Consider the following 22979-nt stretch of genomic DNA (forward strand, 5'->3'; position numbering starts at 1 on the left):
GGGCCGGCTCAGGGGCGGGCGAGGTCAAGGAGCACCTTCGGGGCGGTGAACGCCTCGGCGTACGGCGCGCGGCACTCGATCCCGCGCAGCCGCATCAGGCCGAGGAACATCTCGTCGTCCCACCAGTCGCGGTCCTTCTGCGACACGAAGCAGTCGTTGAGCAGCTCGACCTTGCGGTGCGCCTGCTCCGCGGTCAGCGGGACGTAGTGGGTCGCCCGCGCCAGGTCGCCGTCCCACTTCGGGATCTCGTAGTGCAGCACCAGCGCGTCCCGCCAGGTCGTCGTGACCAGGTCGGCGATCAGCCGGTGGTCCTGGTGGCTGTCGTCCGGGCTCGGCGCGAGGATCAGGTCGGGACGCGGTCCCCGAGCGACGTTCTCCAGCGTCTGCTTGACATCGTCCCAGTGGGCCGGCAGCCGGCCGTCGGGCAGCGCGCTGATGGCGAGGTCCGCGGCACCGAACGCCCGCGACGCGTTCCACGCCTCCTGGGCCCGCAGCTCGGACCCGGTCAGGACGACCGAGCGGATGGTCGCCCGCCGGCCGGCCCGGAGGGCCAGCAGCGTGCCACCGCACCCGATCTCGATGTCGTCGGGGTGGGCGCCCAGGCACAGGACGTCGAGGTCACCCGGCGCCGGCGACAGCCCGATCACGTCACCACCACCGGGCCGTGACCGACGGGACCGGGTCGTCGTACGAGCGCCAGACCGCCCACGGCGGCGAGCCGCTGCGGTAGAGCTCGTCGAGCTCGGCGCGCTCCTTGAGGGTGTCCATCGGCTGCCAGAAGCCGTCGTACGGGATGGCCAGCATGCGCCCGTCGCGTGCCGCCTTCTCGCACCCGTCGGCCACGAGGTCCTCGCCCTCGTCGATGTAGTCGAAGATGTCCTGCCGGAGCACGAAGAAGCCGCCGTTGATCCGCAGGGCGAGCTCGGTCGCGGGCTGGAAGCCACGGATCCGGTTGGAGTGGTCGTCGACGTGCACGACGTGGAACGAGCCCGGGGGCCGGATCGCGAGCAGCGACCCCGCCGCGTCAGACGCCTTGAACTCGTCGATCACGCTGTTCATCGGGGCGTCGGTGAGCACGTCGCCGTAGTGGGCGAGGAACATCTCGTCGTCGCCGAGGTACGTGCGCACCCGGCGCAGCCGCTCGCCGATCTGGGTGTTGATCCCCGTGTCGACGAACGTGATGCGCCAGTCGCTGATGTCGCTGCTGATCAGGTCGATGGTGCGCCCGCCGTCGGAGAGGACGAAGTCGTTCGACGCGGTCTCCTGGTAGTGCAGGAAGTAGTCCTTCACGACCTGCGCGCCGTACCCGAGGCACAGGATGAACTCCGTGTGCCCGAAGTGCGCGTAGTAGCGCATGATGTGCCAGAGCACCGGGCGGTCGCCGATCGTCATCATCGGTTTGGGGCGGGGGTCGTCCCCGACCCGCATCCGCAGGCCGAGGCCGCCGCAGAACAGCACGACCTTCATGGCAGCACCTCCAGCTTCGGCAGGGGCACCACCAGCCGGGCGCCCCACTCACGGGTGTACTCGAGCTGGGCGGCGATCTCGTCGCGGAGGTTCCACGGCAGGATCAGGATGTAGTCGGGCTTCTCCTCGGCCAGCTTCTCCGGCGGGTGGATCGGGATGTGGGTCCCGGGCAGGTACATCCCGTGCTTGAACGTGCTGCGGTCCACCGTGAACGACATCAGGTCGGTGCGGATGCCCGCGTGGTTGAGCAGGGTGTTGCCCTTGCCCGGGGCGCCGTACCCGGCGACCTTCGCGCCCTCCCGCTGCCGGGCGACCAGGAACTCGACCAGCTCGTTGCGGGCCTCGGCGACCACGGCCGCGAAGCCGGCGTGGCCCTCGAGGGTGTGCAGGCCCGCCTCCCGCTCTTCCGCCAGGACCGCGGCCACCCGCTCGCTCGGCTCGGACGCCGTCTCGGTCGGCATCGACCACGTGCGCAGCGATCCGCCGTGGGTGCTCAGCTGGTCGACGTCGACGACCGTGAGGCCGGCCTCGGCCAGGACCCGCTGGGTGGTCAGGAGGGAGAGGTACGAGAAGTGCTCGTGGTAGATCGTGTCGTAGAGGCGGTCCTCGATCAGCCGGTGGAGATGCGGGATCTCGATGCTGACCATCCCGCCGTCGGCCACCAGGGCCCGCAGGCCGCGGGCGAAGTCGACGATGTCGGGCACGTGGGCGAAGACGTTGTTCGCCACCACCAGGTCGGCCCGACCGTGCTCCTTGGCGACCATCGTGCCGGTCTCCTCGCCGAGGAACTGCACGGTGGTCGGGATGCCCCGCTCGACCGCGGCCTCGGCCACGTTGGCCGCCGGCTCGATGCCCAGGCACCGGATCCCGCGCTGCTTCACGTGCTGCAGCAGGTAGCCGTCGTTGCTGGCGACCTCCACCACGAACGAGTCGGAGTCGAGCCCGAGGCGGTCGACCGCCCCGTCGACGAAGCGCCGCGCGTGCTCGACCCAGGAGTCGCTGAACGACGAGAAGTACGCGTAGTAGCTGAAGATCTCGTCGGCCGGGATGTACGTCGGGAGCTGCACCAGCAGGCAGCTCGGGCAGATCCGGACGTGGAGCGGGTAGAACGTCTCGCCGGCGTCGAGCCGGTCGGCGGCGACGTAGCTCTCGCACGGCGGGGACATCCCCAGGTCGACGAACGTGTGGGTGAGCTCGGCGTGGCAGAGCCGGCACTCGGGGTTGTTCATGCGCGCACCTCCTGGGTGGCCGTGGGCTGGAGGACTCGGAGGTCGTCGCTCAACCGCCCGGAGCCCATGAGCTCGCGGATGCGCGCGAGCCGGACGAACCGGGGACCTTCGAAGTCCTGGCTGGAGAGGGTGTTGGCGTCCATGTCGCGAGCGAGCTCGTCGATGCCGAGCGGCACCGACCACCGCGGCTGGTACGCCGGGAGCACCCGGCCGATCTTGGTGAAGTCGACCCGGTAGTCGCGCTTGTCCGGACCGGCGTCGGCGGCGAACGTCACCGGGGCGTCCATCCGGGCCGCCACCTGGAGGGCCACCTCGCGGATCTGGACGACGTCCTCGTCGCGCCCGACGTTGAAGGCCTGGTCGTGCACGAGCTCGCGCGGCGCCTCGAGGGCCGCGCGGAAGGCGCGCGAGATGTCCTCGACGTGCACGAGCGGCCGCCACGGGCTGCCGTCGCTCTGCAGCTCCACGCGGCCCCGCGTGAACGCGGTGCCGGTCAGGTTGTTGACCACGATGTCGGCGCGCAGGCGGGGCGAGGATCCGTAGGCCGTCGCGTTGCGCAGGTAGCAGGGGCTGAAGTCGTCGTCCGCGATCGCGGACAGCCCGCGCTCGGCCAGCACCTTGCTCTCGCCGTACGGCGTCACCGGGTTGAACATCGCCTCCTCGGTGACCGGCGCGTCCCCGGCCGCGCCGTACAGGGAGCAGGACGACGAGAAGAGGAACCTCGTGACGCCGGCCTGCTTGGCCATCTTGCCCATGTGGACCGCGGCATCGGCGTTGACCGAGTACGTCGCGCCTGGGTTGAGGTGACCGATCGGGTCGTTGGAGATCGCGGCCAGGTGGATCACCGCGTCGAAGCCCTGGAGGTCCTCCACCGTGGCGTCGCGGCAGTCGCCGGTGCGCTGCTCGTACCCTCCGGGCACCGGCCCGAAGTCACAGCCGTCGTACCAGCCGGCGTCGAGGCCCACGACCTCGTGCCCGGCGGCGATGAGGTAGGGCACCATGACCGCCCCGATGTATCCGCGGTCCCCGGTGACGAGGATCTTCATGCCGTGACTCCGTTCGCGTTGTCGGCGTGCTCGGTGTCGAGGCCGGCAGCAGCCCGGGCCTCGGTGCCGGGGCCCGTCGCCCCGTCGGGTCGCTTGACCCAGATCTCCCGGAAGAATGCGTAGTCCTGCCGGGGGCAGAGCTTGTGGAAGTCGCCGACGCACACGCCGCCGTCGAGGACGAGGCTCGGCGTGCGGGTCTGGATCATCTCGCCGGTCTTCTCGTCGATGAGGCGGTCGACCCGGCGCAGGACCTTCATGCGCTTCCCGCAGTAGCGGATCATCTCCCGGTCGAACCACAGGTTGCGGTTGCGCTGGTTGGTGTCGAGCGTCGCGACGATCTCCGGCAGGCTGCGGACCTCGACGATCTCGCCGGGCTGGAGGTCGAGGGACGCGACCGGGGTGCGCTTGAGCGTTCCACGGACGTCGGGCAGCTCGGCGCCGCCGCGGATGCGTGCCCACGCCGGGAGCCGGCGCGACGAGAACCGCTGGTAGCGGTCGAAGAACGCGATCCGCATCGCGCGCAGGAACAGGCGGGGCGGGACGTTGCGGGTCTGCACGTCGCGCAGGTAGTGGCGCAGCCCGGACATCGGCCGGGTGGCGTCCGGGAGCGCGGTCGCCTGGCAGCGGTAGACGCCGGGCGCCGTCGTCGTCCGCGCCTCGACCCGCGCTGTCAGCTCGCGCAACGCCGCGGCCTCGCCGGCCTCGTCGGCCGGAGCCGGCGCGCTGTCGCGACTGAGCCACGCCTCCTTGAAGAAGAGCAGGCAGCCGGCCTGGCACCCTCCGTGGGCCGAGCCGTCGCACCGGACCTCGGTGAGGTGGACGGTGTCGTCCATCTCGCGGCTGCACCCCGTGATGTTGACGGTGTCGCACGTCTTGTCGGCGCGCGCCGAGACCGGGAACGACTGACCCAGCAGCGGCAGCATCTCCGGCATGAACGGGAGGTTCTCGAGGTCACCGGACTCATCCAGTGAGGCGAGGACCTCGCTCGCCGACCGCACCCGTACCTGATCCCCCCGACGCAGCGCGCGTCGGCCCGAGTCATCTGTGTTCGTCACCCCGACCAAGCCCCTCATCCGATGATTCCTGCGTTCGGAGCCTGACCCAGCGCAGCCGGGCGCCACCGGCCGTGCGAGGGACCTTCGCCAATATTGAGGACAGCCAGCACCGCGGCGTCCCGGCACGCGCCTCGCGCCGGCCCGGTGGCGGCCCGGTGGCGCGCCCGGTGACCGCCCGCGCGCCGCGACGAGAACCGCACCCACGATTGGGTAAGTGGACGCGCTCTCCGGCCATCGCGCTGCTCTGCGGTGCGTCGATGACGCCCATGAGTCTGCTGGAGGACCTCGGCGGCGAGACCGAGACGGAGGCGCTGCCCCGACGGCGCCGCCGCCTCACGAGGGCCCTCATCGGCGCGCTCGTCTGCCTGACCGTCCTGGCCATGGTCCCGGTCGGCGCCCTGCTCTTCCTGGAGCACCGGCTGTCCGGCAACATGTCGCGGATCCCGGGCGTCTTCGACGGCCTGGACGACCGGCCGGAGCGACCGCCGGGGAAGGCCGGCGACGCCGTAAACATCCTCGTCATCGGCACCGACCGCCGCTCCGACGTGCCGACGACGGGCACCGGCGCGCGGGCGGACACGTGGCTGCCCGGCGCCCAGCGCAGCGACGCCCTGATGATCCTGCACATCGACGCCGATCGGCAGGCTGCGTCGATCGTCTCGATCCCGCGGGACACGTGGGTCAACGTGCCGGGCTACGGCATGAACAAGATCAACGCCGCCTTCTCGTTCTCCGGGCCGTCCCTCGCGATCCAGACGGTCGAGTACCTCACCGACGTCCGGATCGACCACCTCGCGGTGATCGACTGGGGCGGCTTCGAGGCCCTGATCGACTCGGTCGGCGGGATCGGCGTCACGATCCCCGAGACCGTCGTCGACTCGGCCCGCGGCGTGACGTGGACCGCCGGGTACCACCAGCTCGACGGTGCGTCGGCCCTCGACTACGTCGGGCAGCGGTACGGCCTGCCGAACGGCGACCTGGACCGGGTGGCCCGCCAGCAGGTGGTGCTGCGCACCCTCATGCAGGCGACGCTGCACCAGGAGATGCGCAAGAACCCGCGCATGCTCTACGACTTCCTCGACACCGTCACCCAGCACCTGTCGGTCGACGAGGGGTGGTCGACCCGGGACATGTTCGAGCTCATGGTGTCCATGCGGGAGTTCCGCACGGGCCGGCTGACCTACCTGACGATGCCGGTGGCGGGATTCGGCAGCGAGCGCGGGCAGAGCGTCGTGTACGCCGACCACCGGGCCGCCCGGGGACTCTGGGGCGCCCTGATCGCGGACGAGGTCGACGACTGGGCGAGCCGGCACCGGGGCCGGCTGACCCCGGAGATCGTCAGCTGACGCTCACGCCGTGCCGTGCGAGCAGCGGTGCCAGTCGCTCCAGCCCGTCGTCGAGGTGCCAGTGCTCGGCGGCCAGGCCCGCGGCCCGGGCGCTGTCGACGTTGCCGCCGTTGTCGTCGACGAACAGCACCTCCCCCGCGGCGGCCCCGATCAGGTCGAGCGCGCGCTCGAAGAACTCCGTCTCGGGCTTGGCCGCGCCGAGCTCGCAGGAGTAGCAGCTGACGTCGAAGAGCTCGTCGTACCCGAGCTGCTGTCGCATGTACGTCGCCCGCTGGCGGTGCTGGTTCGTGCCCAGGTGCACGCCGTAGCCGGCCGCGCGGAGCCGGTGCACCAGGTCGACCGACCCGGGCGCGACCTCGATGGCGTTCCACAGGTCGGCGTAGAACTCGTCGGTGTCGACGTCGATGCCGTGCCGCTCGAAGGCCCGCCTCAGGTCGGCGAGGAAGTCGCTCTCGCCGCGCAGCGCCGGCAGCTCCTCGATGAAGATGTCCTCGAGCAGGTCGGCGTGCTCCCCGAGGAACGGCGCGGCCCGGGCGAGCTGCCCCTCGGGGATCGCCTGCATGACGCCGTCGGCGTCGAGCAGGACGTGGCGGATCATCCGGCCGAGGTGACGCCGTGCTCCTTGACGAACGCGACGATCCGGTCCGAGAGCTCCGGACGGCACACGATCAGGTCGGGGAGGTAGACGTCGTCCTGGTTGTACTCCAGCGGCGAGCCGTCGATGCGCGACGTGAACAGGCCGGCGGCGCGAGCCACCGCCACCGGGGCGGCGGAGTCCCACTCGTACTGGCCGCCGGCGTGGATGTAGGCGTCGGTGAGGTCGCGCGCCACCGAGATCACCTTGACGCCGGCCGAGCCCATCGGCACCAGCTCGGCGTCGATCTCCTTCGCGAAGGCGTGCACGAACTCCGGCGGGCGGCTGCGCGACACGGCGATCCGGGGGCGGTCGGACGTCGAGGGCGGTACGACGGGCGGCGTGCCGGTGTTGAACGTCTCGCCCAGCGCGGGCTGCGCCACGGCGCCGGCCACCAGGTCGCCGTCCTGCCAGAGCGCGACGTGCACGGCCCAGTCCTCGCGCGGGACCTCGGAGAACTCGCGGGTACCGTCGAGCGGGTCGACGATCCAGACCCGGCTGTTCTGCAGGCGGGCCTTGTCGTCCTTGCCCTCCTCGGACAGCACGGCGTCGTCGGGCCGGTGCTCGGCGATCAGGCCCATGAGGAGCTCGTGGGCGGCGCGGTCGCCGGCGTCCTTGAGCTCCCGGCCCTCGAGGCCCTCCCGGCGCACCTCGAGCAGGCGCTCTCCGGCGACGGTCGCCAGCCAGGTGGCGAGCACGTGGTCGTCGGTGGCGGCGGAAGCGGGCGGGTTTCCGGGTTCGAAGGTCACGGCGAACACCTTACGAGTTGAAGGTCTGCTGGGTTCGCTCGAGCCCGTCGAGCACCAGCGACTCCACGGCGTCGGCGGCCTTGTCGACCTGGAAGGGCAGCACCTTCCGCTCGACCGAGGAGTAGTTGCCGAGCACGAAGTCGGAGACGTCCTGGCGGCCCGGGGGCCGCCCGATCCCGACCCGGACTCGGAGGAAGTCGCCGGTGCCGAGTGCGGAGCGCACCGACCGCAGGCCGTTGTGGCCGTTGTCGCCGCCACCGAGCTTGGCCCGCATCGTGTCGAACGGGATGTCCAGCTCGTCGTGGATCGCGACGATCCGCTCGGGCGGCACCTTGTAGAACGTCGCGAGCTGCTTGACCGGCCCGCCCGACTCGTTCATGTAGCAGCGCGCCTTCATGAGCACGACGCGCGGGCCCGGCGTACCGGGCGCGCCGAGGCGACCCTCGACGACCTCGGCGCGGCCCGACTTGTGGGCGCGGAACGGCGCGCCCATCCGCTGTGCGAGCTCCTCGACGACGAGGTATCCGACGTTGTGCCGGTGACCGGCATAGGAAGGGCCGGGATTCCCCAGCCCGACCACCAGCCACACGGGGGTGGAGTCGGCCATGTCCCCTCCGGTGGTTCCTGAGCCTGTCGAACGGCCCTTCCTGTGGAACAGGCGGAGGATCACTCCTCCGACGCGGCCTCGCCCTCGCTCTCGGCCGGGGTCTCGCCCTCGGCCGCGGCCTCCGCCTCGCCGATCTCCTCGTGCTCCTCGCGCTCGATGCCGGCCTCGGCCTCGGCCTCCTCCAGCTCGGCCTCGAGGGCCTCGGCGGAGATCTGCTGGGTCACGTTGACGACGAGCGTCTCCGGGTCGGTCAGCAGCGTGCTGCCGGACGGGAGCTTGAGGTCGGAGGCGTGGATCTGGGTGCCGACCTCGGCGCCCTCGATGTCGACCTCGATGGACTCGGGGATGTGGGTGGCCTCGGCCTCGATCTGGACGGTGGCGTTCTCGGTGACGACCAGCGTCTCCCGGGCGGCCTCGCCGACCAGGTGGACGGGCACGTCGACGGTGACCTTCTCGCCCTTCTTCACGGCGACGAAGTCGACGTGCTCGAGGTGCCGCTTGATCGGGTCGATCTGGACCTGCTTGGTCAGCGCGAGCTGGATCTTGCCGTCGATCTCGAGCTCGAGCAGCGCGTTCGCGCCGCCGTGCTTGAGCGCCATCATGGTCTCGTGGCCGGGCAGGGTCACGTGGACCGGCTCGTTGCCGTGGCCGTAGATGACGGCGGGCACCTTGTCCTCGCGACGGATGCGGCGGGCCGCGCCCTTGCCGAACTCGGTGCGGGCCTCGGCCTTGATCTTCTCGCTCATCGCGACTGTCACTCCTCGTGCGTGCTGGCTGGTGTGCGTTGGTGCTGCTTGCGTCTCGGGCCTCGGCACGACAGCGCTGCAGACCCCGGAGGTCCGGCCAGCCCTGTCGATCACGGAGCGTCATGCTCCCTCGCCGAGGCAACTTCGCAAGCCTACCGGCGGGCGGCGGCGAGGCGAAATCCGGCCACCGGGCGCCGGTAGTGTCCGAGACCGTGCCCTCCCTCACCCTCGCCGAGGCCCGCACCCGGGCCGCCGCGCTCCGCGCCGTCGAGTACGCCGTGGCGCTCGACCTCACCGATCCCGCCCAGGGGACCTTCGGGTCCCGCACCGTCGTGCGGTTCGGCTCCGCGTCCCCGTCGACGTTCCTCGAGCTGGCCGCGGCCACCGAGGTGACGGTCGCGGTCAACGGCGCGACCACCGACGCGTCGTACGACGGCCACCGGATCCGCCTCGACCACCTGCGCACGGACGCGCCGAACGAGGTCGTCGTCGACGCCCGCCTCCCCTACGTCTCCGACGGCGACGGCATGCACCGGTTCGTCGACCCTGCCGACGGCGAGACCTACCTGGGCGCCTACCTCGGCATGGACATCGCGCAGAAGGTCTTCGCCTGCTTCGACCAGAACGACCTGAAGGCGCCGATCACCACGAGCGTCGCCGCCGACCCGCGCTGGACCGTGCTCGCCAACGGGCGCGAGGTCGCCGCCGGCGACGGGAGCTGGAGCTTCGCGCCGACGCCGCCGATCCCGCCGGCGCTCTTCGTGGTGGCGGCCGGCCCCTGGGCGTCGCAGCGCTGGGAGCACGCGGGGCTCCCGTTCGGCTGGCACGCGCGCGCCTCGCTCGCCGCCGAGCTCGCACGCGACGTCGAGGAGCTCCGCGCGATCACGACCGCCTGCTTCGACCACTTCGCGGAGATCTTCGACGAGCCCTACGCCTTCGACTCCTACGACCAGGTGTTCGTGCCCGGCCTCAACTGGGGCGCCCAGGAGATGCCCGGCTGCGTCACCTACCGCGACGAGTGGCTGCCCCGCGGACAGGTGCCCGCCGACCTCCGGGTCGTGCGGGCGTCGGTCATCGCCCACGAGATGTCGCACATGTGGTTCGGGGACCTGATGACGATGACGTGGTGGGAGGACACCTGGCTCCAGGAGTCCTTCGCCGACTACATGGGCTACCGCGTCGCGGCCGATGCCGCCGGCTTCGCGGGCGCCCAGGTCGCGCACGAGGTGGCGCGCAAGCCGATGGCGTACGTCGCCGACGAGCGGCGCTCGACGCACCCGGTCGCCCCGCGGCCGGAGGACGTGCCCGACGTCGACAGCGCGGCCACGATCTTCGACGCGATCTCCTACGCCAAGGGCAACTCCGTGCTCCGGCAGCTCGCGACCTGGCTCGGCGACGAGGAGTTCCTGCGCGGCGTCAACCTCCACCTCGCCCGGCACCGGTTCGCCAACGCCACGCTGGCCGACTTCGTCGACGCGCTCGGCGAGGCGACCGACCGCGACGTCCGCTCGTGGGTGGAGGTGTGGCTGCGTCGCAGCGGCTTCGACACGCTGCGGGTCGAGCGCGACGGCGACGTACCCGTGCTGCACCGCGACGGGCTCCGGCCGCACCGCGTCCGCGTCACGGCGTACGACGAGGCCTGGGTCGAGGCCGACAGCGTGACCGTGGACGTGGCCGACGAGCCGGTGCCGCTCCCGGACCTCGCCGGGCGGGTGGTGGTGCCGAACGCGCACGGCGAGACGTTCGCCCGGGTCGTGCTCGACGAGCGGTCGCTCGACGCGGTCGCCGACGGGCTGGGCCGGCTCGATGACGACCTGGTCCGGGGCGTGCTCTGGGCGTCCCTCTTCGACCGGGTGCACACGCGCGACCTCGCGGGCGGTGCCTTCCTCGACCTCGTGGGGCGGCACCTGCCCGGCGAGCGCAACGCGACCGTCGTGACCGCCGTCGTCAACCACGTCCTCGGGCGTCTCGTGCCCCTGCGGCTGCGCGCCGACGAGGCAGCGAACGCCCTGGCGGCGCTGGCGGAGGCCTGCCGCGCCGGGCTCCGCGACGCCACGTCGCCGGACCTGGCCCTGGCGTTCGCCCCGGGTGTCGCGGCCGGATCGCGCGACGTCGCCGAGCTGGAGGGCTGGCTCGAGACCGGCGCCGTCGGTGGGCTGCGCCTGCCGCCGGCGCTGCGCTGGCGGGTCGTCCGGCGACTGGCGGCCCTGGGCGCGGTCGACGCCGACCGGATCGAGGCCGAGCGGGTGCGGGAGCCCGGCAGCGACGCCGAGGTCGGCGCCGCAGCGGCGCTGGCGGCGCGACCTTCGGCCGAGGCGAAGGACGCGGCGTGGAGCGCTGCGTCGGACCCGGCGGTCGACAACCGCGCCTTCGAAGCGCACCTGACCGGGCTCTGGTCACCGGACCAGGCGGAGCTCCTGGCGCCGTACGTCGATCGCTACCTGCGGGAGGCTCCCCGGTGGGCGGCTCGTGGCCAGGCGTTCGCCCAGGTCGTGGGGCAGGCCCGACCAGCGCTGACGCTCACGGCCGCCCAGGTCGCCCGGCTCGACGAGGCCCTCGCGGGCGACCTGCCGACGGTGCTGCGGCGGAAGTGGGAGGACTGGCGCGACGACGTCGCGCCCTGATGCGGGTCGGCGGCCGGCCCCCCGGTCCGGCCGCCTCTGTGCCCACGCGATGAGCATCCCGTCGTGCCAGGTTCGCGGTGTCGGCGCGTGGCGGGGATACCCGAACGTGGGTACGCGCACCGCGGTGCGGCGACCCGTGGCCGGTCCCGACTATTGGGTAGCCCTGTCGCCCTCGCGCGTCGGCGCCCCGATCGTGACGTCTGATGTCGCCATGACGATCTCCCCTGAGACCACCATCCAGGCCTCCGCCGACGTCGATCCCGACGCCACGATCGGAGCTGGCACCGTCATCTGGCACCTCGCCCAGGTGCGCGAAGGTGTCGTCGTGGGGAGGGACTGCGTCATCGGCAGGGGCGCCTACATCGGCCCCGACGTGGTCGTGGGAGACCGGTGCAAGGTCCAGAACCAGGCCCTGCTCTACGAGCCGGCCTTCGTCGAGTCCGGCTGCTACATCGGCCCGGCCGCCGTGCTGACCAACGACTCGTTCCCGCGTGCCGTCACCTCCGATGGGCAGCTCAAGAGCGACGGCGACTGGCAGCCGGTCGGTGTCCATGTGGGCGAGGGCGCCTCGATCGGCGCCCGTGCCGTGTGCATCGCGCCGGTGAGCATCGGCCGCTGGGCGATGGTGGCCGCGGGCGCCGTCGTCACCAGGGACGTGCCCGACTTCGCCCTGGTGGCCGGGGTCCCCGCGCGGCAGGTCCGCTGGGTCGGGCATGCCGGCGTCCCGCTGGAGAGCGTGGGCCGCAGCACCTACCGCTGTCCGGTGACCGACCGGCGCTACGTGGAGTGGAAGGGTCGGCTGGAGGAGCAGGTCACCGATCCACGGTCGCCGAGTTTTGATGATGACCGCCGCCCGGGGCGGCGCTGATACTTCGAGCCAGGATGACCTGCCCCCCACAGGTCACCCGATCTGGTTCGCCAGCCGGTCACCCATCGACAGAACCTGCGTGAGCGCTCGCCCACCCCCGACAGGAGCGGGCGTCCGGTCAGGCGAAGCCGCCACCCCATGGGCGGCGTCGAGGTGGAGTGGCCGGCTGGCGAGCCCCGCGCCGGCGTCCGAGGACGCCGCGTCCCGAAGATGGGGTATCCGGGGCCGCGAACCGCACCGACGGGCACCGGCCGTCGGCGAGCGTTGCCGTCGTGACGATGCACGAGACGACATCTCCTCGAGAGACTCCGGCAGCCACGGCCGCCACGCCGGCGCCCAGTGGCCGCGGCCTGCGCCGCCAGCGGGTGCTGCTGATCGACGACCACCCGCTCTTCGCCGAGTCCCTCGACCTCGCGCTCTCGCGCGGCGGCTACGAGGTACGACGCGCGGAGGTGCCGACCAGCCCCGGCCGGTCGGCCAACCTGCTGTCGCAGGTCTCCCGGAGCCGGCCCGGCATCGTGCTGCTCGACCTCGACCTCGGCCAGTTCGGTGACGGGGCGCGGCTGGTCCCGTCGCTGGTCCAGAGCGGGTGCGCCGTCGTGGTGGTGACCGCCGACCCGGACCGCGCCCGCTGGGGCCAGTGCCTGGCGCAGGGTGCCCGCAAGGTGATCAGCAAGACCGCCCAGCTCAACGAGATCTTCGCGGTGCTGCGCCGCATCGACGCAGGGCTGCCCGTGCTCGCCCCCGGCGAGCGGGACGAGCTGCTCCAGGTGTGGCAGGAGCGGCGCGCGCAGCACCAGCACATCCGGGCGCGGCTCGACACGCTGACCGTCCGCGAGGCGGAGGTGCTCGGCAACCTGACCCACGGGCGGACGGTGCGCGAGATCGCGTCGCGCTCCTTCGTCTCGGAGGCGACGGTGCGCACGCAGGTGAAGTCGATCCTCGCGAAGCTCGGGGTCTCCTCCCAGCTCGCGGCCGTCGGCCTCGCCCACCAGGTCGACTGGCAGTCGCCGGTCGACTGACCGACGACCGTCCGGCTGCCTGTCAGTCGGACCGGTCCACCGCGTGCAGCATCGCCACCGCCCCGAGCTGGGAGCGCGCGCCGAGCTTGCGCAGCACGGCGCGGACCTGGGTCCGGACCGTGGTCTCGGAGAGGCCGAGGCGCTGCGCGATCGCCTGCACCCGTACGCCGCGGGACAGCATCACCAGGACCTCGAGCTCGCGCGGCGCCAGGCTGTCGAGCCGGCCCTGCAGGTCGCCGTGCCGCTCCTGGAGGACGCGCCACGACGCGACGTACTCCGTCATGCGATCGGCCTCGGGGTCCGGCTCGCGGGCAGCGACGCGGCGGACGAGCCCGTCCACCTCCGCCAGCGAGAGGTTGCTCGGCCGGACGGCGACGGCTCCTGCGAGGAGGAGGCCGCCCCACGCCGGGCCCGGGGGCGTGCCCGTCAGGACGAGCCATGGTCCAGACCAGCTCCGCAGCAACGCGCGCGCCTCCGTCATCCTGAGTGCCATGTCCACGTCGTACAGGAGCACGGCGACGTCGGCGGCCATGGCACTGAGCCGGCGCTGCACCGAGGCGGCGCGCGATCCGCGCGGCCAGGAGAGCATCGCGACCCGAAACCCCCGGCTCGCCAGCGCCGCGGCCACCGCCTCGGCGATCAGGTGCTGGTCGGAGGCGAGCGCGACACCGATCGGCGGGTCTCGCTCCGCCCCGGGAGACGAGCCCACCGCGATGGTGGAGGCAGGCGAGGTCGCGGGCATCACCGCCCATCGTGTCGCGACGCCGCACGGGCGTACATCCGCACCGCCGGAATGTCCCCTGCTTTCGGCATGCGGCACGGGCGGCGGAGGGGAGACAGTGGGTCGACAGGGCACCCTGCTCCGGGAACTCGGGGACGAGGGGCGGTTGAGCGCGGCCTGTTTCTATCCCCAATCTGGGGGATACGTCATCAACTCAGTCGAAATCCGGGGCGTTCGCGGGCGATATTGACGTCAAGAGGACATGGCACGACGGAAATTCGTTGCAGGATGTCAACCGGGGACGTGGGGTCCCGAGGACTGTGCTCCGGCACAGCCCGCGGAGTGGGGAGGGAACGGTGGCAGACGACGGTGCCGTTCGCTCGACGACCGTTGCCAGCGCCGCGGCGCTCCTGGTGGCGGCGGCCCTGGTCGCGGGCGACGCCGGTCTGGGCGCGGACGCGGTCGCGCAGGCCGCGAACCGCTGCATGCTCGCGTCGGGAGTCGCCGTCCTGTGCGCCGCGGTCTTCTTCTACATCCAGTGGCACACCACCCACGAGAGGATGACGGCCTGGCTGGTCACCGCGACGGCCGCCTTCGCGCTCCAGGAGCTCAACTGGTTCATGCTGATCCTCGGCGACGCCCGGGACGGCGCCGACGGCGTGCAGTCGGCCTGGGCCGCGCTCTTCCAGATCGTGGTCGCGGCCGCGCTGTGGACGCTGGTGGTCTGCGGCGACCGCCTGCCGGTGCGCTACGACCCCCTCGGCGTCGGCGTGCTGCTCGGGCTGGCGCTGATCGCCGCCCGGGGTACGCGACTCCCGCTCGACCTGCCGACCCCGTCGACGGCGGTCTACGTGGCCGTCGTCGCCTGCCTGGGCGTCGTCGGTCTCTGGAACGCCGCGCGGGTCCACCGGACCCGCGCCCTGCCCCCCGAGCTACGGCACCGGCTCGCCATCGCGACGGTGTTCCTCGCGGTCGGGCAGGTCGCCGCGACGGCGGCCGGCCCCCGGGCGTGGCTGCTCTTCGTGGCCGCCGTGTCCAACGCGGTCGCGGGGGCGCTGCTCCTCCTGACCGCTGCGGGACGCGCCCGGGCCACCATGGTCGACGAGGCGTCCGCGCTGCGGGTGCTGCGTCGCCGCCTCGCCGTCGTCGAGCAGGACCTGCACACCGACCAGGCCCACCTGCACGAGATCCGGGCCACCCTGGCCGGCATCGCCACCGCCACCGAGCTCCTGCGCCGCGCGGAGATCAGCGCGCCGCGACGCGAGCAGCTCCAGGACATGACGGCCGCGGAGCTGCGGCGGCTGGACCGGCTCGTCGGCGACCGCTCGGCGTCCAGCCCCGGCCCGACCGAGCTCGATGCGACGCTGCGGCCCGTCGTCGTACGACACGAGTCCGACGGTCTGCCCGTCTCGTGGGAGCCCGGCGGGCACGTGGTCGTCGCCCGACCCGACGACGTCGCCGAGATCGTCAACGTCCTGCTCTCGAACGCCCGGCGGCACGCCGGCCGCCGGCCGGTCCACCTGGAGGTGTCGACGGTCGGCGACCATGTCGAGGTGTCCGTCACCGACGACGGCCCCGGCGTCGACCCGGCGGTGCGTCCGCGCCTCTTCACGTGGGGCGGACGCAGCGCGCAGTCGCCGGGCGAGGGCATCGGCCTCGCCGCGGCCCGCCTGCTCGCCGAGCAGCTCGGCGGCCAGCTCCGGCACGACCCGAGGCCGGGCCGCACCGGAGCCCGGTTCGTGCTGTCGCTCGCCGCGGCCGCCCGGCTCGCTCCCCAGGACGTGGCGTCGTGACCGAGCCGACACCACGCAGCAAGCTCAAGATCCTCATCATCGAGGACCACACGCTCTTCGCCGAGTCCCTCGAGCTCGCCCTCAACCTCGAGGGGTACGACGTCCAGCGGATCCCGATCCCCGAGGACGGGGGCGCCCAGGCAGTGCTGGCCGCCGTCGTGCGGCAGCGCCCGCGCATCGTGCTGCTCGACCTCGACCTCGGGGGCGTCGGCGACGGCGTACGACTGATCACGCCGATGGTGAAGGCCGGCGCCAACGTCGTGGTCGTGACGGCCTCCAACGACCGCGCCCGCTGGGGCGAGAGCCTCCGGCACGGCGCCCGCAAGGTGCTGAGCAAGTCCCAGCCACTGAACGAGATCCTCTCGACGGTCCGGCGCATCAACCAGGGCTTCCCGGTCATCGACCGGGCCGAGCGCGAGGCCCTCATCAACCTCTGGCACGAGCAGGGTCTCGAGCGCGTCGCCCTGCAGCGCCGGCTCGCCCTGCTGACGCCCCGCGAGGAGGCGGTGCTGGGCGAGCTGATGCAGGGCCGCACCGTGCGCGACATCGCGACCAGCAGCTTCGTCTCCGAGGCGACGGTCCGCACCCAGGTCAAGGCGATCCTGTCGAAGCTGGAGGTCTCCTCCCAGCTCGCGGCCGTCGGACTCGCCAACACGGCGGGCTGGCACCCGCCCCGGTCGTAGACGCCGGTAAAGACGCCCCGTCAGGTTGCCTCATTTCGGGCATGCCTCCAAGCGCCCCGTTTTCTAGGTTCTCAGGCACGAGATCTGCACCACCCACTCGGCGGGGGACGGTCCAGGTCGGCTGCAGGCCTTGGGGGGACGACCGTGACTTCACTGACGTCGAGTGCGCTCGACGCGCAGTCCGCCGGGCGCGACGGCAGAGCCGCCGCCCGCGCTGGCGGGCGCGCGAGCACCTTCCGGCTGCTGCTGCCCGGCATCGACCTCGCCTGCGCCACCGTCGTCGTCCTGACCGCGCTCACGCTGGTCAAGGAGATGCCCGAGCCGCAGCTCGCCGTGGAGACGATCTTCGCGTGGTGCGTCGCGCTCGGGGTGGCGGGTGCCTGGGTCTCGACCGACCGGGCCTCGCGCGCGCGTGCCGTGCTCCGCGCCGCCGTCCTGATGGGACTGGCGTTCTGGGTGGCCGGCGGGGTCGTGACTCCGAAGCTGTCCACGCACTCCCAGGTCTGGCTCACCGGGGTCCTCGCGCTCACCGCCCTGGCACCGCGCCTGCTGGCCGGCACGCGCCCGACCCGCGTCGCGATCGCCGGCGACCTCGACGGCGTCGAGGCGCTGATGAGCGAGATCCGCCGCGACCGCCGCGACCGCTGGGAGGTCACCTCGATCTGCCTCGCCGCCGACGATCCCGCAGCACTGGCCGAGAGCCTCGACCCGGACGTGTTCGCCGTCCCCCTGTGGCTCGGCTCGGAGGCCGCCGTCGAGGCGGCGCAGGCGACCGGTGCGCACGCCGTCGTCCTCGTCCCCGGACAGGCGCTGGACCCCCTCACCGTACGCCGGGCCAGCTGGGCCGCGCACGAGGTCGGCCTCGACGTGCTCGTCGGCACCGGGCTGCTCGACGTCGCACCGTCCCGGGTCCGCCCCATGTCGGCCGGCCTCGTGGGACTCGCCCGGGTGCGGCCCCGGACCGGCCGCTCGGCGGCACGAGCCACGAAGCACGTCGCCGACCGGGTGCTCTCGACCCTGGCGCTCGTGACCTTCCTGCCGCTCCTGGGCCTCATCGCCCTCGCCGTCCGCTGCGACTCGCGCGGCCCGGCGCTGTACACGCAGCGACGAACGGGCTGCAGCGGGTCGACGTTCACCATGTACAAGTTCCGCACGATGCGGACCGACGCCGACGAACTGCGCGCGGACCTCGCGCAGCACAACGAGTTCGACGACGTGCTGTTCAAGATGCGCGAGGACCCGCGCATCACCCGGGTCGGCAGGATCCTGCGGCGCTACTCGCTCGACGAGCTCCCCCAGCTCATCAACGTCGCGCGCGGCGAGATGTCGCTGGTGGGCCCGCGCCCGGCGCTGCCGACCGAGGTCGCGAAGTACGAGCGCGACCCGCGCCACCGGCTGGCGGTCAAGCCGGGACTCACCGGTCTCTGGCAGGTGTCCGGTCGCTCCGACCTCAGCTGGGACGAGTCGGTCCGGCTCGACCTGCACTACGTCGACAACTGGTCGTGGTCGCTCGACATGCGGATCCTGGCCCGGACCGTGGGCGCCGTCGTGGGGCACCGCGGCGCGTACTGATCATCTAGACCGCACTACGAACGTGCCGTGAACGGCCGATCTGTCGCTTGACACCCGTGTTACGACTATTCGCGATGGGATGACCGGGCGGTGCGCGGACCGGGGTTCCGCCTCACCGGCCGGCTGGAGAGGACATGGCGGCGACCAGGCAGAGCCCGAGAACCCGACCACGCGTGGCCGTGGCCGGGCAGTTCCGGCTGATCGTCGACACCGTCAGCCGCTCCGTGGCCGCGTCGGCCCGGGTGCAGCCCGTCACCCTCGAGGCGTTCGGGTCCATGGGCGGCGCCCGCGACGTGGTGCTGCGCGCCAAGGCCGACCTCGTCGTGGTGGTGGTCGCCGCCAACGATCCGATCGACGTCCACGACCTCATCTCCGAGCTCGACGCACGCGGTCAGCGGGTCCTCGTGGTCGGCCAGGTCCGTGAGCCGCACGAGTCGGCGGAGCTGATCGCCGCGGGCGCGCTCGCCGTGCTCGACGACGGGCTGACCGAGCTCGTGCAGCTGATCGAGCACCACGCGACCGGTCGGCGTCCGCCCCCGGCGGCCCGACGGGCGCGCGGCCGGGCGACCCGCGCGCGGGCGGAGCTCACCGAGGAGCGCCGCGCCCGGCGCAACCTCGCCCGGCTGACGGGCGCGGAGGCACGCATCCTGTGGCGTCTGATGCACGGCAGCTCGGTCGCCGAGATCGCGGAGGCGCACGTGGTGTCGATCGAGACCGTGCGCTCCCAGATCCGGGCGCTGCTGGCCAAGCTCGAGGCCAGCTCCCAGCTGGCCGCGGTCGCCGTCGCCTGGCGGGTCGGCTGGACGCCCGCCCCCGCGGCCCTCACCGCTGCGTAGCGGGGACGCGCCAGCGGACCCGCTGAGGGTGGTCGAGCGAGCCGCGCGACCGAGCTTGCGAGGTCGCGACCGGCGTGTCGAGACCCGGTGAGTCCGACGGTGCCTACGCGTGTCCGTCGAACATCGACGTGACCGAGCCGTCCTCGAACACCTCGCGGATCGCGCGCGCCACCAGCGGGGCGATCGAGAGGATCGTCAGCTTGTCGAACTCCCGCTCCGACGGGATCGGCAGCGTGTTGGTGACGATGACCTCGACCGCGGGGCAGTTCTTCAGCCGGTCGACGGCCGGGTCGGAGAGGATCGCGTGGGTCGCGGCGATGATGACGCCGGCCGCGCCGTCGTTCATCAGCGCCTCTGCGGCCTTCACGATGGTGCCGCCGGTGTCGATCATGTCGTCAGTGAGGATGCACATCTTGCCGGTGACCTCACCGACCACGCGGTTGGCGACGGTCTCGTTGGGGCGGTCGGTGCGCCGGGTCTTGTGGATGAAGGCCAGCGGCACGCCGCCGAGCTTCGCCGACCAGCGCTCCGCGACCTTGATCCGCCCGGCGTCCGGGGAGACGACGCACAGCTGCTCGCGGCCGTACTTCTCCTTCACGTAGTCCGTGAGGATCGGCAGCGCCATCAGGTGGTCGACCGGACCGTCGAAGTAGCCCTGGATCTGGTCGGCGTGCAGGTCGACCGCGATCAGGCGGTCGGCGCCGGCGGTCTTGAACAGGTCGGCCATCAGCCGCGCCGAGATCGGCTCGCGGCCGCGGTGCTTCTTGTCCTGGCGCGCGTAGCCGTAGAACGGCAGGACCACCGTGATCCGCTTGGCGCTCGCCCGCTTGAGGGCGTCGACCATGATCAGGTGCTCCATGATCCACTCGTTGATCGGAGCCGTGTGGCTCTGGATCACGAAGGCGTCGCACCCCCGGACCGACTCCTCGTAGCGGACGTAGATCTCGGAGTTGGCGAACTCGTAGGCCGAGGTCGGCACGAGCTCGGTGCCGAGCAGGGAGGCAACCTCCCTCGACAGCTCGGGGTGGGCCCGACCGCTGAAGACCATCAGGTTCTTCTCGGTGGTCTTCTTCATTCCGGTCACGGTGTAGTGCTCCTCGGTCGCCGGAGGGTGTGCACTCAGGATTCTGCCACGTCCCGTTCACCGTCCGGTCGCCCGGCCTGCGCCTCCTCGGCGGCCTTCGCCTGCGCGGTGCCGGCGCGCCTGCGGAGCGCCCAGTCCTCGATGTTGCGCTGCGGGCCGCTCGACACCGCCAGGGCCCCCGGCGGGACGTCGCTGCGCACGACCGTGCCGGCGCCGGTCCCCGCGCCGTCGCCGATCTCGATCGGGGCGACGAACGTGTTGTTGGAGGCGGTCCGGGCGTGCCGGCCGACCTTCGTGCGGTGCTTCCTGACCCCGTCGTAGTTGGCGAAGATCGTGCCCGCGCCGATGTTGCTGCCCTCGCCGATGTCCGCGTCCCCGACGTACGACAGGTGCGGGACCTTGGCGCCGTCGCCGATCGCGGAGTTCTTGACCTCGACGAAGGCGCCGATCTTGCCGGCGGCGCCGAGGGTGGCGCCGGGCCGGAGGTAGGAGAACGGGCCGACGTTCGCGCCGGCGCCGATCACGGCCAGCTCGCCGTGGGTGCGGACGACGCGGGCGCCGGGGCCGATCTCGCAGTCCTTGAGGGTGCTGTCGGGGCCGATCACCGCGTCCTCGCCGACGACCGTGGCGCCGAGGAGCTGGGTGCCGGGCAGGAGCGTCACGTCGCCGGCGAGCACGACGTCGGAGTCGATCCACGTGGTCGCGGGGTCCATCACGGTGACGCCCTCGCGCATCCACCGCTCGACGATCCGCCGGTTGAGCTCGGCGCCCATCCGGGCCAGCTGGACGCGGTCGTTGACGCCCTCGGTCTGGATCACGTCGTCGATGGGGAGCGCACCGATCGTGAGGCCGTCCTCCCGCGCGATCGCGATCGCGTCGGTCAGGTAGAACTCGCCCTTGGCGTTGTCGTTGCCGATGCGCGGGAGCGCGCTGACCAGGAACGGCGCCTCGAAGGCGAGGATCCCCGAGTTGATCTCGCAGACGTCGCGCTGGTCGGGGGTGGCGTCCTTCTCCTCGACGATCGCCTCGACGTCGCCCTCCTCGTTGCGCAGCACCCGCCCGTAGCCGAACGGATCCTCGACGATGCCGCTGAGGACGCTGACGGCGCGCTCGGCGGCCTCGTGCTCGGCCACGAACGCCCGCAGCGAGTCCCCCCGGAGCAGGGGCGTGTCGCCGTACGCCACGAGCACCGTGCCCGTGCTCGTGCCGGCCGCTTCGACGGCCATCCGTACGGCGTGGCCGGTGCCGTGCTGCTCCTCCTGGACGGCGAGCAGCACGTCGGGGAAGGCCTCGTGGATGTGCGCGCTGACCGCTTCGCGCTGGTGGCCGACGACCGCCACCACCCGGTGCGGCGCCAGCTCGTGAGCCGCCCTCAGCACGTGATCGATCATGCTGCGGCCCGCGATCGGGTGCAGCACCTTCATGGTCTTGGACTTCATGCGGGTGCCGCCACCCGCGGCCAGCACGATGACCGTCAGCTCGCTGTTCACGCTCCCCGGGTAGGAGTCGAACCTACGTCGCTAGTCCTGATTCAAAGTCAGGCGGGCCCTGCCGGCAGACCAACCGGGGATAGGTGCCTAAGGCTAGGGCCCGCCCGGCGGGGCGGCACACTCTGCCCGGCAGACCAACCGGGGATAGGTGCCTAAGGCTAGGGCCCGCCCGGCGGGGCGGCACACTCTGCCCGGCAGACCAACCGGGGAGAACAATCCGTTCCGGATTGACCGCCCTAGGTTACGGGTCGGTCGCCCCACGACGCGCCTCGGCGCGGTCACCGCCCCACGACCTGACGCTCCTGCCCTAGTGTCGACGCATGCAGCTGCCGGTCATGCCGCCCGTCCAGCCGATGCTGGCCAAGTCGGTCAAGGGCATCCCCGACCCGGCGAAGGTGGGCGACCTCAGCTTCGAGCCGAAGTGGGACGGCTTCCGCTGCATCGTCTTCAAGGACGGCGACGAGGTCGAGCTGGCCAGCCGCAACACCAAGCCGCTGACCCGCTACTTCCCCGAGGTCGTCGCGGCGATGCGGGAGCAGTTGCCCGACCGCTGCGTGCTCGACGGCGAGATCTTCGTCTCGATCGGTGAGCGGCTGGAGTTCGAGGTGCTCCAGGAGCGCATCCACCCCGCCAAGTCGCGCATCGACATGCTCGCCGAGAAGACGCCGGCGTCGTACGTCGCGTTCGACCTGCTCGCGCTCGGCGACGAGTCGTACGCCGAGCGACCGTTCGCCGAGCGCCGGGCGGCCCTCGAGGAGGCGCTCGGCGACCTCGACGGCCCCTGCTACCTCACGAGGACGACCACGGACACGGCCGAGGCCGAGGCGTGGTTCCACCAGTTCGAGGGCGCCGGGCTCGACGGCGTGGTCGCCAAGCCGCTCGGGGCGACGTACCAGCAGAACGCCCGCACCATGCTGAAGATCAAGCACGAGCGCACCGCCGACGTCGTCGTCGCCGGCTACCGCGAGCACAAGACCAGCACCCCCGAGAAGCCGCTGCTCGGCAGCATGCTGCTCGGGCTCTACGCCGACGGCGAGCTGCAGCACATCGGGGTGAGCGCCAGCTTCACCGCCGCGCGGCGGGCCGAGCTGATCGAGGAGCTCCAGCCGCTCGTCGTACCGATCGAGGAGCATCCGTGGGGCCGCTGGCAGGAGTTCCTCACCGCCAACCCCGACCGGGTGCCGGGCACGCAGAGCCGCTGGAGCCAGGGCAAGGACCTGTCGTTCACGCCGCTGCGGCCGGAGCGGGTGCTGGAGGTCGCCTACGACCACATGGAGGGGCGGCGGTTCCGGCACACGGCGCAGTTCCGCCGATGGCGCACCGACCGCGATCCGGAGTCGTGCGGATACGAGCAGCTGGAGGAGCCGGTGAGCTATGACCTCGCTAGAATTCTTCGTGTGGACTGAG

21 protein-coding genes and 1 tRNA gene are annotated in these 22979 nt (G+C 72.2%); 9 read left to right on the top strand and 13 right to left on the bottom strand.

Annotated elements, in window-relative coordinates; all coding sequences use genetic code 11:
• Positions 1 to 8 precede the first annotated feature (8 nt).
• From ACFQQI_RS10145 to ACFQQI_RS10165, 5 genes are read right to left on the bottom strand one after another with little or no spacing between them, the layout of a single operon-like run.
• Positions 9 to 647: a PIG-L deacetylase family protein gene (locus ACFQQI_RS10145; protein ID WP_378561825.1), complete on the bottom strand. Its 639-nt coding sequence runs from the start codon at positions 645 to 647 to the stop codon at positions 9 to 11.
• A 1-nt stretch (position 648) separates the two neighbouring features.
• Positions 649 to 1467, bottom strand: coding sequence for a glucose-1-phosphate cytidylyltransferase (locus ACFQQI_RS10150; protein ID WP_378561828.1), 819 nt, complete (start codon positions 1465 to 1467; stop codon positions 649 to 651).
• The gene (locus ACFQQI_RS10155; RefSeq protein ID WP_378561831.1) at positions 1464 to 2696 is read right to left on the bottom strand and encodes a class I SAM-dependent methyltransferase; all 1233 of its coding nucleotides are present in this window, start codon (positions 2694 to 2696) and stop codon (positions 1464 to 1466) included. The genes ACFQQI_RS10150 and ACFQQI_RS10155 overlap by 4 nt, the downstream gene beginning before the upstream one ends.
• Positions 2693 to 3742 carry an NAD-dependent epimerase/dehydratase family protein gene (locus ACFQQI_RS10160; protein WP_378561834.1) on the bottom strand — a complete coding sequence of 350 codons (1050 nt, stop codon included), beginning with the start codon at positions 3740 to 3742 and terminating at the stop codon, positions 2693 to 2695. Before ACFQQI_RS10160 ends, ACFQQI_RS10155 begins: the two co-directional genes overlap by 4 nt.
• Positions 3739 to 4674, bottom strand: a complete 936-nt coding sequence (locus ACFQQI_RS10165; RefSeq protein WP_378561837.1) for a hypothetical protein — start codon at positions 4672 to 4674, stop codon at positions 3739 to 3741. The genes ACFQQI_RS10160 and ACFQQI_RS10165 overlap by 4 nt, the downstream gene beginning before the upstream one ends.
• 389 nt (positions 4675 to 5063) lie before the next feature.
• On the opposite strand from ACFQQI_RS10165, the gene ACFQQI_RS10170 reads away from it, so the two are divergent.
• On the top strand, positions 5064 to 6143 hold the full coding sequence (locus tag ACFQQI_RS10170) for an LCP family protein (protein WP_378561840.1): 1080 nt from the start codon (positions 5064 to 5066) through the stop codon (positions 6141 to 6143).
• Here ACFQQI_RS10170 and ACFQQI_RS10175 read toward each other — a convergent pair.
• From ACFQQI_RS10175 to ACFQQI_RS10190, 4 genes are read right to left on the bottom strand one after another with little or no spacing between them, the layout of a single operon-like run.
• Positions 6136 to 6741, bottom strand: a complete 606-nt coding sequence (locus tag ACFQQI_RS10175; protein ID WP_378561843.1) for an HAD family hydrolase — start codon at positions 6739 to 6741, stop codon at positions 6136 to 6138. The two genes, ACFQQI_RS10170 and ACFQQI_RS10175, sit on opposite strands and share 8 nt — an antisense overlap.
• On the bottom strand, positions 6738 to 7526 hold the full coding sequence (locus tag ACFQQI_RS10180; protein ID WP_378561845.1) for a 3'(2'),5'-bisphosphate nucleotidase CysQ: 789 nt from the start codon (positions 7524 to 7526) through the stop codon (positions 6738 to 6740). Before ACFQQI_RS10180 ends, ACFQQI_RS10175 begins: the two co-directional genes overlap by 4 nt.
• Before the next feature lie 10 nt (positions 7527 to 7536).
• Positions 7537 to 8133, bottom strand: coding sequence for an aminoacyl-tRNA hydrolase (pth, locus tag ACFQQI_RS10185; RefSeq protein WP_378561847.1), 597 nt, complete (start codon positions 8131 to 8133; stop codon positions 7537 to 7539).
• Positions 8134 to 8192: 59 nt separating this feature from the next.
• A complete protein-coding gene (locus tag ACFQQI_RS10190; protein WP_378561850.1) occupies positions 8193 to 8879 on the bottom strand; it encodes a 50S ribosomal protein L25/general stress protein Ctc in 687 nt (228 codons plus the stop codon).
• A 212-nt stretch (positions 8880 to 9091) separates the two neighbouring features.
• On the opposite strand from ACFQQI_RS10190, the gene pepN reads away from it, so the two are divergent.
• The 3 genes from pepN (at position 9092) to ACFQQI_RS10205 (ending at position 13393) form a co-directional block, all read left to right on the top strand.
• Positions 9092 to 11503 (top strand): aminopeptidase N, encoded by a 2412-nt coding sequence (gene pepN, locus ACFQQI_RS10195; protein WP_378561853.1) that lies wholly within the window; start codon positions 9092 to 9094, stop codon positions 11501 to 11503.
• A gap of 211 nt (positions 11504 to 11714) precedes the next feature.
• Positions 11715 to 12371, top strand: coding sequence for an acyltransferase (locus ACFQQI_RS10200; RefSeq protein ID WP_378561856.1), 657 nt, complete (start codon positions 11715 to 11717; stop codon positions 12369 to 12371).
• Between the two features lie 278 nt (positions 12372 to 12649).
• A complete protein-coding gene (locus tag ACFQQI_RS10205; RefSeq protein ID WP_378562308.1) occupies positions 12650 to 13393 on the top strand; it encodes a response regulator in 744 nt (247 codons plus the stop codon).
• A gap of 22 nt (positions 13394 to 13415) precedes the next feature.
• On the opposite strand, the gene ACFQQI_RS10210 is transcribed toward ACFQQI_RS10205, so the two are convergent.
• Positions 13416 to 14135 (bottom strand): LuxR C-terminal-related transcriptional regulator, encoded by a 720-nt coding sequence (locus ACFQQI_RS10210; protein ID WP_378561859.1) that lies wholly within the window; start codon positions 14133 to 14135, stop codon positions 13416 to 13418.
• A gap of 335 nt (positions 14136 to 14470) precedes the next feature.
• On the opposite strand from ACFQQI_RS10210, the gene ACFQQI_RS10215 reads away from it, so the two are divergent.
• The 4 genes from ACFQQI_RS10215 (at position 14471) to ACFQQI_RS10230 (ending at position 18998) form a co-directional block, all read left to right on the top strand.
• Positions 14471 to 15907, top strand: coding sequence for a sensor histidine kinase (locus ACFQQI_RS10215; protein ID WP_378561862.1), 1437 nt, complete (start codon positions 14471 to 14473; stop codon positions 15905 to 15907).
• Positions 15904 to 16590, top strand: a complete 687-nt coding sequence (locus ACFQQI_RS10220; protein WP_378561865.1) for a response regulator — start codon at positions 15904 to 15906, stop codon at positions 16588 to 16590. Before ACFQQI_RS10215 ends, ACFQQI_RS10220 begins: the two co-directional genes overlap by 4 nt.
• Positions 16591 to 16734: 144 nt before the next feature.
• On the top strand, positions 16735 to 18162 hold the full coding sequence (locus ACFQQI_RS10225; RefSeq protein ID WP_378561868.1) for a sugar transferase: 1428 nt from the start codon (positions 16735 to 16737) through the stop codon (positions 18160 to 18162).
• Between the two features lie 179 nt (positions 18163 to 18341).
• Complete coding sequence (locus tag ACFQQI_RS10230) at positions 18342 to 18998, top strand: LuxR C-terminal-related transcriptional regulator (RefSeq protein ID WP_378561871.1); 657 nt, start codon at positions 18342 to 18344, stop codon at positions 18996 to 18998.
• Positions 18999 to 19101: 103 nt separating this feature from the next.
• Here the strand turns inward: ACFQQI_RS10230 and ACFQQI_RS10235 are convergent, their stop codons facing one another.
• The 3 genes from ACFQQI_RS10235 to ACFQQI_RS10245 form a co-directional block, all read right to left on the bottom strand.
• On the bottom strand, positions 19102 to 20082 hold the full coding sequence (locus ACFQQI_RS10235; RefSeq protein WP_378561874.1) for a ribose-phosphate diphosphokinase: 981 nt from the start codon (positions 20080 to 20082) through the stop codon (positions 19102 to 19104).
• A 35-nt stretch (positions 20083 to 20117) separates the two neighbouring features.
• Positions 20118 to 21572 carry a bifunctional UDP-N-acetylglucosamine diphosphorylase/glucosamine-1-phosphate N-acetyltransferase GlmU gene (gene glmU / locus ACFQQI_RS10240; protein WP_378561877.1) on the bottom strand — a complete coding sequence of 485 codons (1455 nt, stop codon included), beginning with the start codon at positions 21570 to 21572 and terminating at the stop codon, positions 20118 to 20120.
• Position 21573: 1 nt separating this feature from the next.
• Positions 21574 to 21652: transfer RNA gene (locus ACFQQI_RS10245), tRNA-Gln, on the bottom strand.
• A gap of 240 nt (positions 21653 to 21892) precedes the next feature.
• Here ACFQQI_RS10245 and ACFQQI_RS10250 point away from each other — a divergent pair.
• Positions 21893 to 22978: an ATP-dependent DNA ligase gene (locus tag ACFQQI_RS10250; RefSeq protein WP_378561880.1), complete on the top strand. Its 1086-nt coding sequence runs from the start codon at positions 21893 to 21895 to the stop codon at positions 22976 to 22978.
• Position 22979: the final 1 nt, after the last annotated feature.

The sequence above is a fragment of the Nocardioides sp. GCM10030259 genome, assembly GCF_042666375.1.
In the GTDB taxonomy this organism is placed as follows: domain Bacteria; phylum Actinomycetota; class Actinomycetes; order Propionibacteriales; family Nocardioidaceae; genus Nocardioides.

Excerpts from the sequence above, each read along its gene's own strand:
- ACFQQI_RS10175 (WP_378561843.1), bottom strand. The coding sequence starts at position 6,741 with ATGATCCGCCACGTCCTGCTCGACGCCGACGGCGTCATGCAGGCGATC.
- ACFQQI_RS10165 (WP_378561837.1), bottom strand. The coding sequence starts at position 4,674 with ATGCCGGAGATGCTGCCGCTGCTGGGTCAGTCGTTCCCGGTCTCGGCG.
- ACFQQI_RS10200 (WP_378561856.1), top strand. The coding sequence starts at position 11,715 with ATGACGATCTCCCCTGAGACCACCATCCAGGCCTCCGCCGACGTCGAT.
- pth (WP_378561847.1), bottom strand. The coding sequence starts at position 8,133 with ATGGCCGACTCCACCCCCGTGTGGCTGGTGGTCGGGCTGGGGAATCCC.
- ACFQQI_RS10160 (WP_378561834.1), bottom strand. The coding sequence starts at position 3,742 with ATGAAGATCCTCGTCACCGGGGACCGCGGATACATCGGGGCGGTCATG.
- ACFQQI_RS10210 (WP_378561859.1), bottom strand. The coding sequence starts at position 14,135 with ATGCCCGCGACCTCGCCTGCCTCCACCATCGCGGTGGGCTCGTCTCCC.
- ACFQQI_RS10170 (WP_378561840.1), top strand. The coding sequence starts at position 5,064 with ATGAGTCTGCTGGAGGACCTCGGCGGCGAGACCGAGACGGAGGCGCTG.
- ACFQQI_RS10190 (WP_378561850.1), bottom strand. The coding sequence starts at position 8,879 with ATGAGCGAGAAGATCAAGGCCGAGGCCCGCACCGAGTTCGGCAAGGGC.
- ACFQQI_RS10250 (WP_378561880.1), top strand. The coding sequence starts at position 21,893 with ATGCAGCTGCCGGTCATGCCGCCCGTCCAGCCGATGCTGGCCAAGTCG.
- ACFQQI_RS10150 (WP_378561828.1), bottom strand. The coding sequence starts at position 1,467 with ATGAAGGTCGTGCTGTTCTGCGGCGGCCTCGGCCTGCGGATGCGGGTC.
- ACFQQI_RS10155 (WP_378561831.1), bottom strand. The coding sequence starts at position 2,696 with ATGAACAACCCCGAGTGCCGGCTCTGCCACGCCGAGCTCACCCACACG.
- ACFQQI_RS10205 (WP_378562308.1), top strand. The coding sequence starts at position 12,650 with ATGCACGAGACGACATCTCCTCGAGAGACTCCGGCAGCCACGGCCGCC.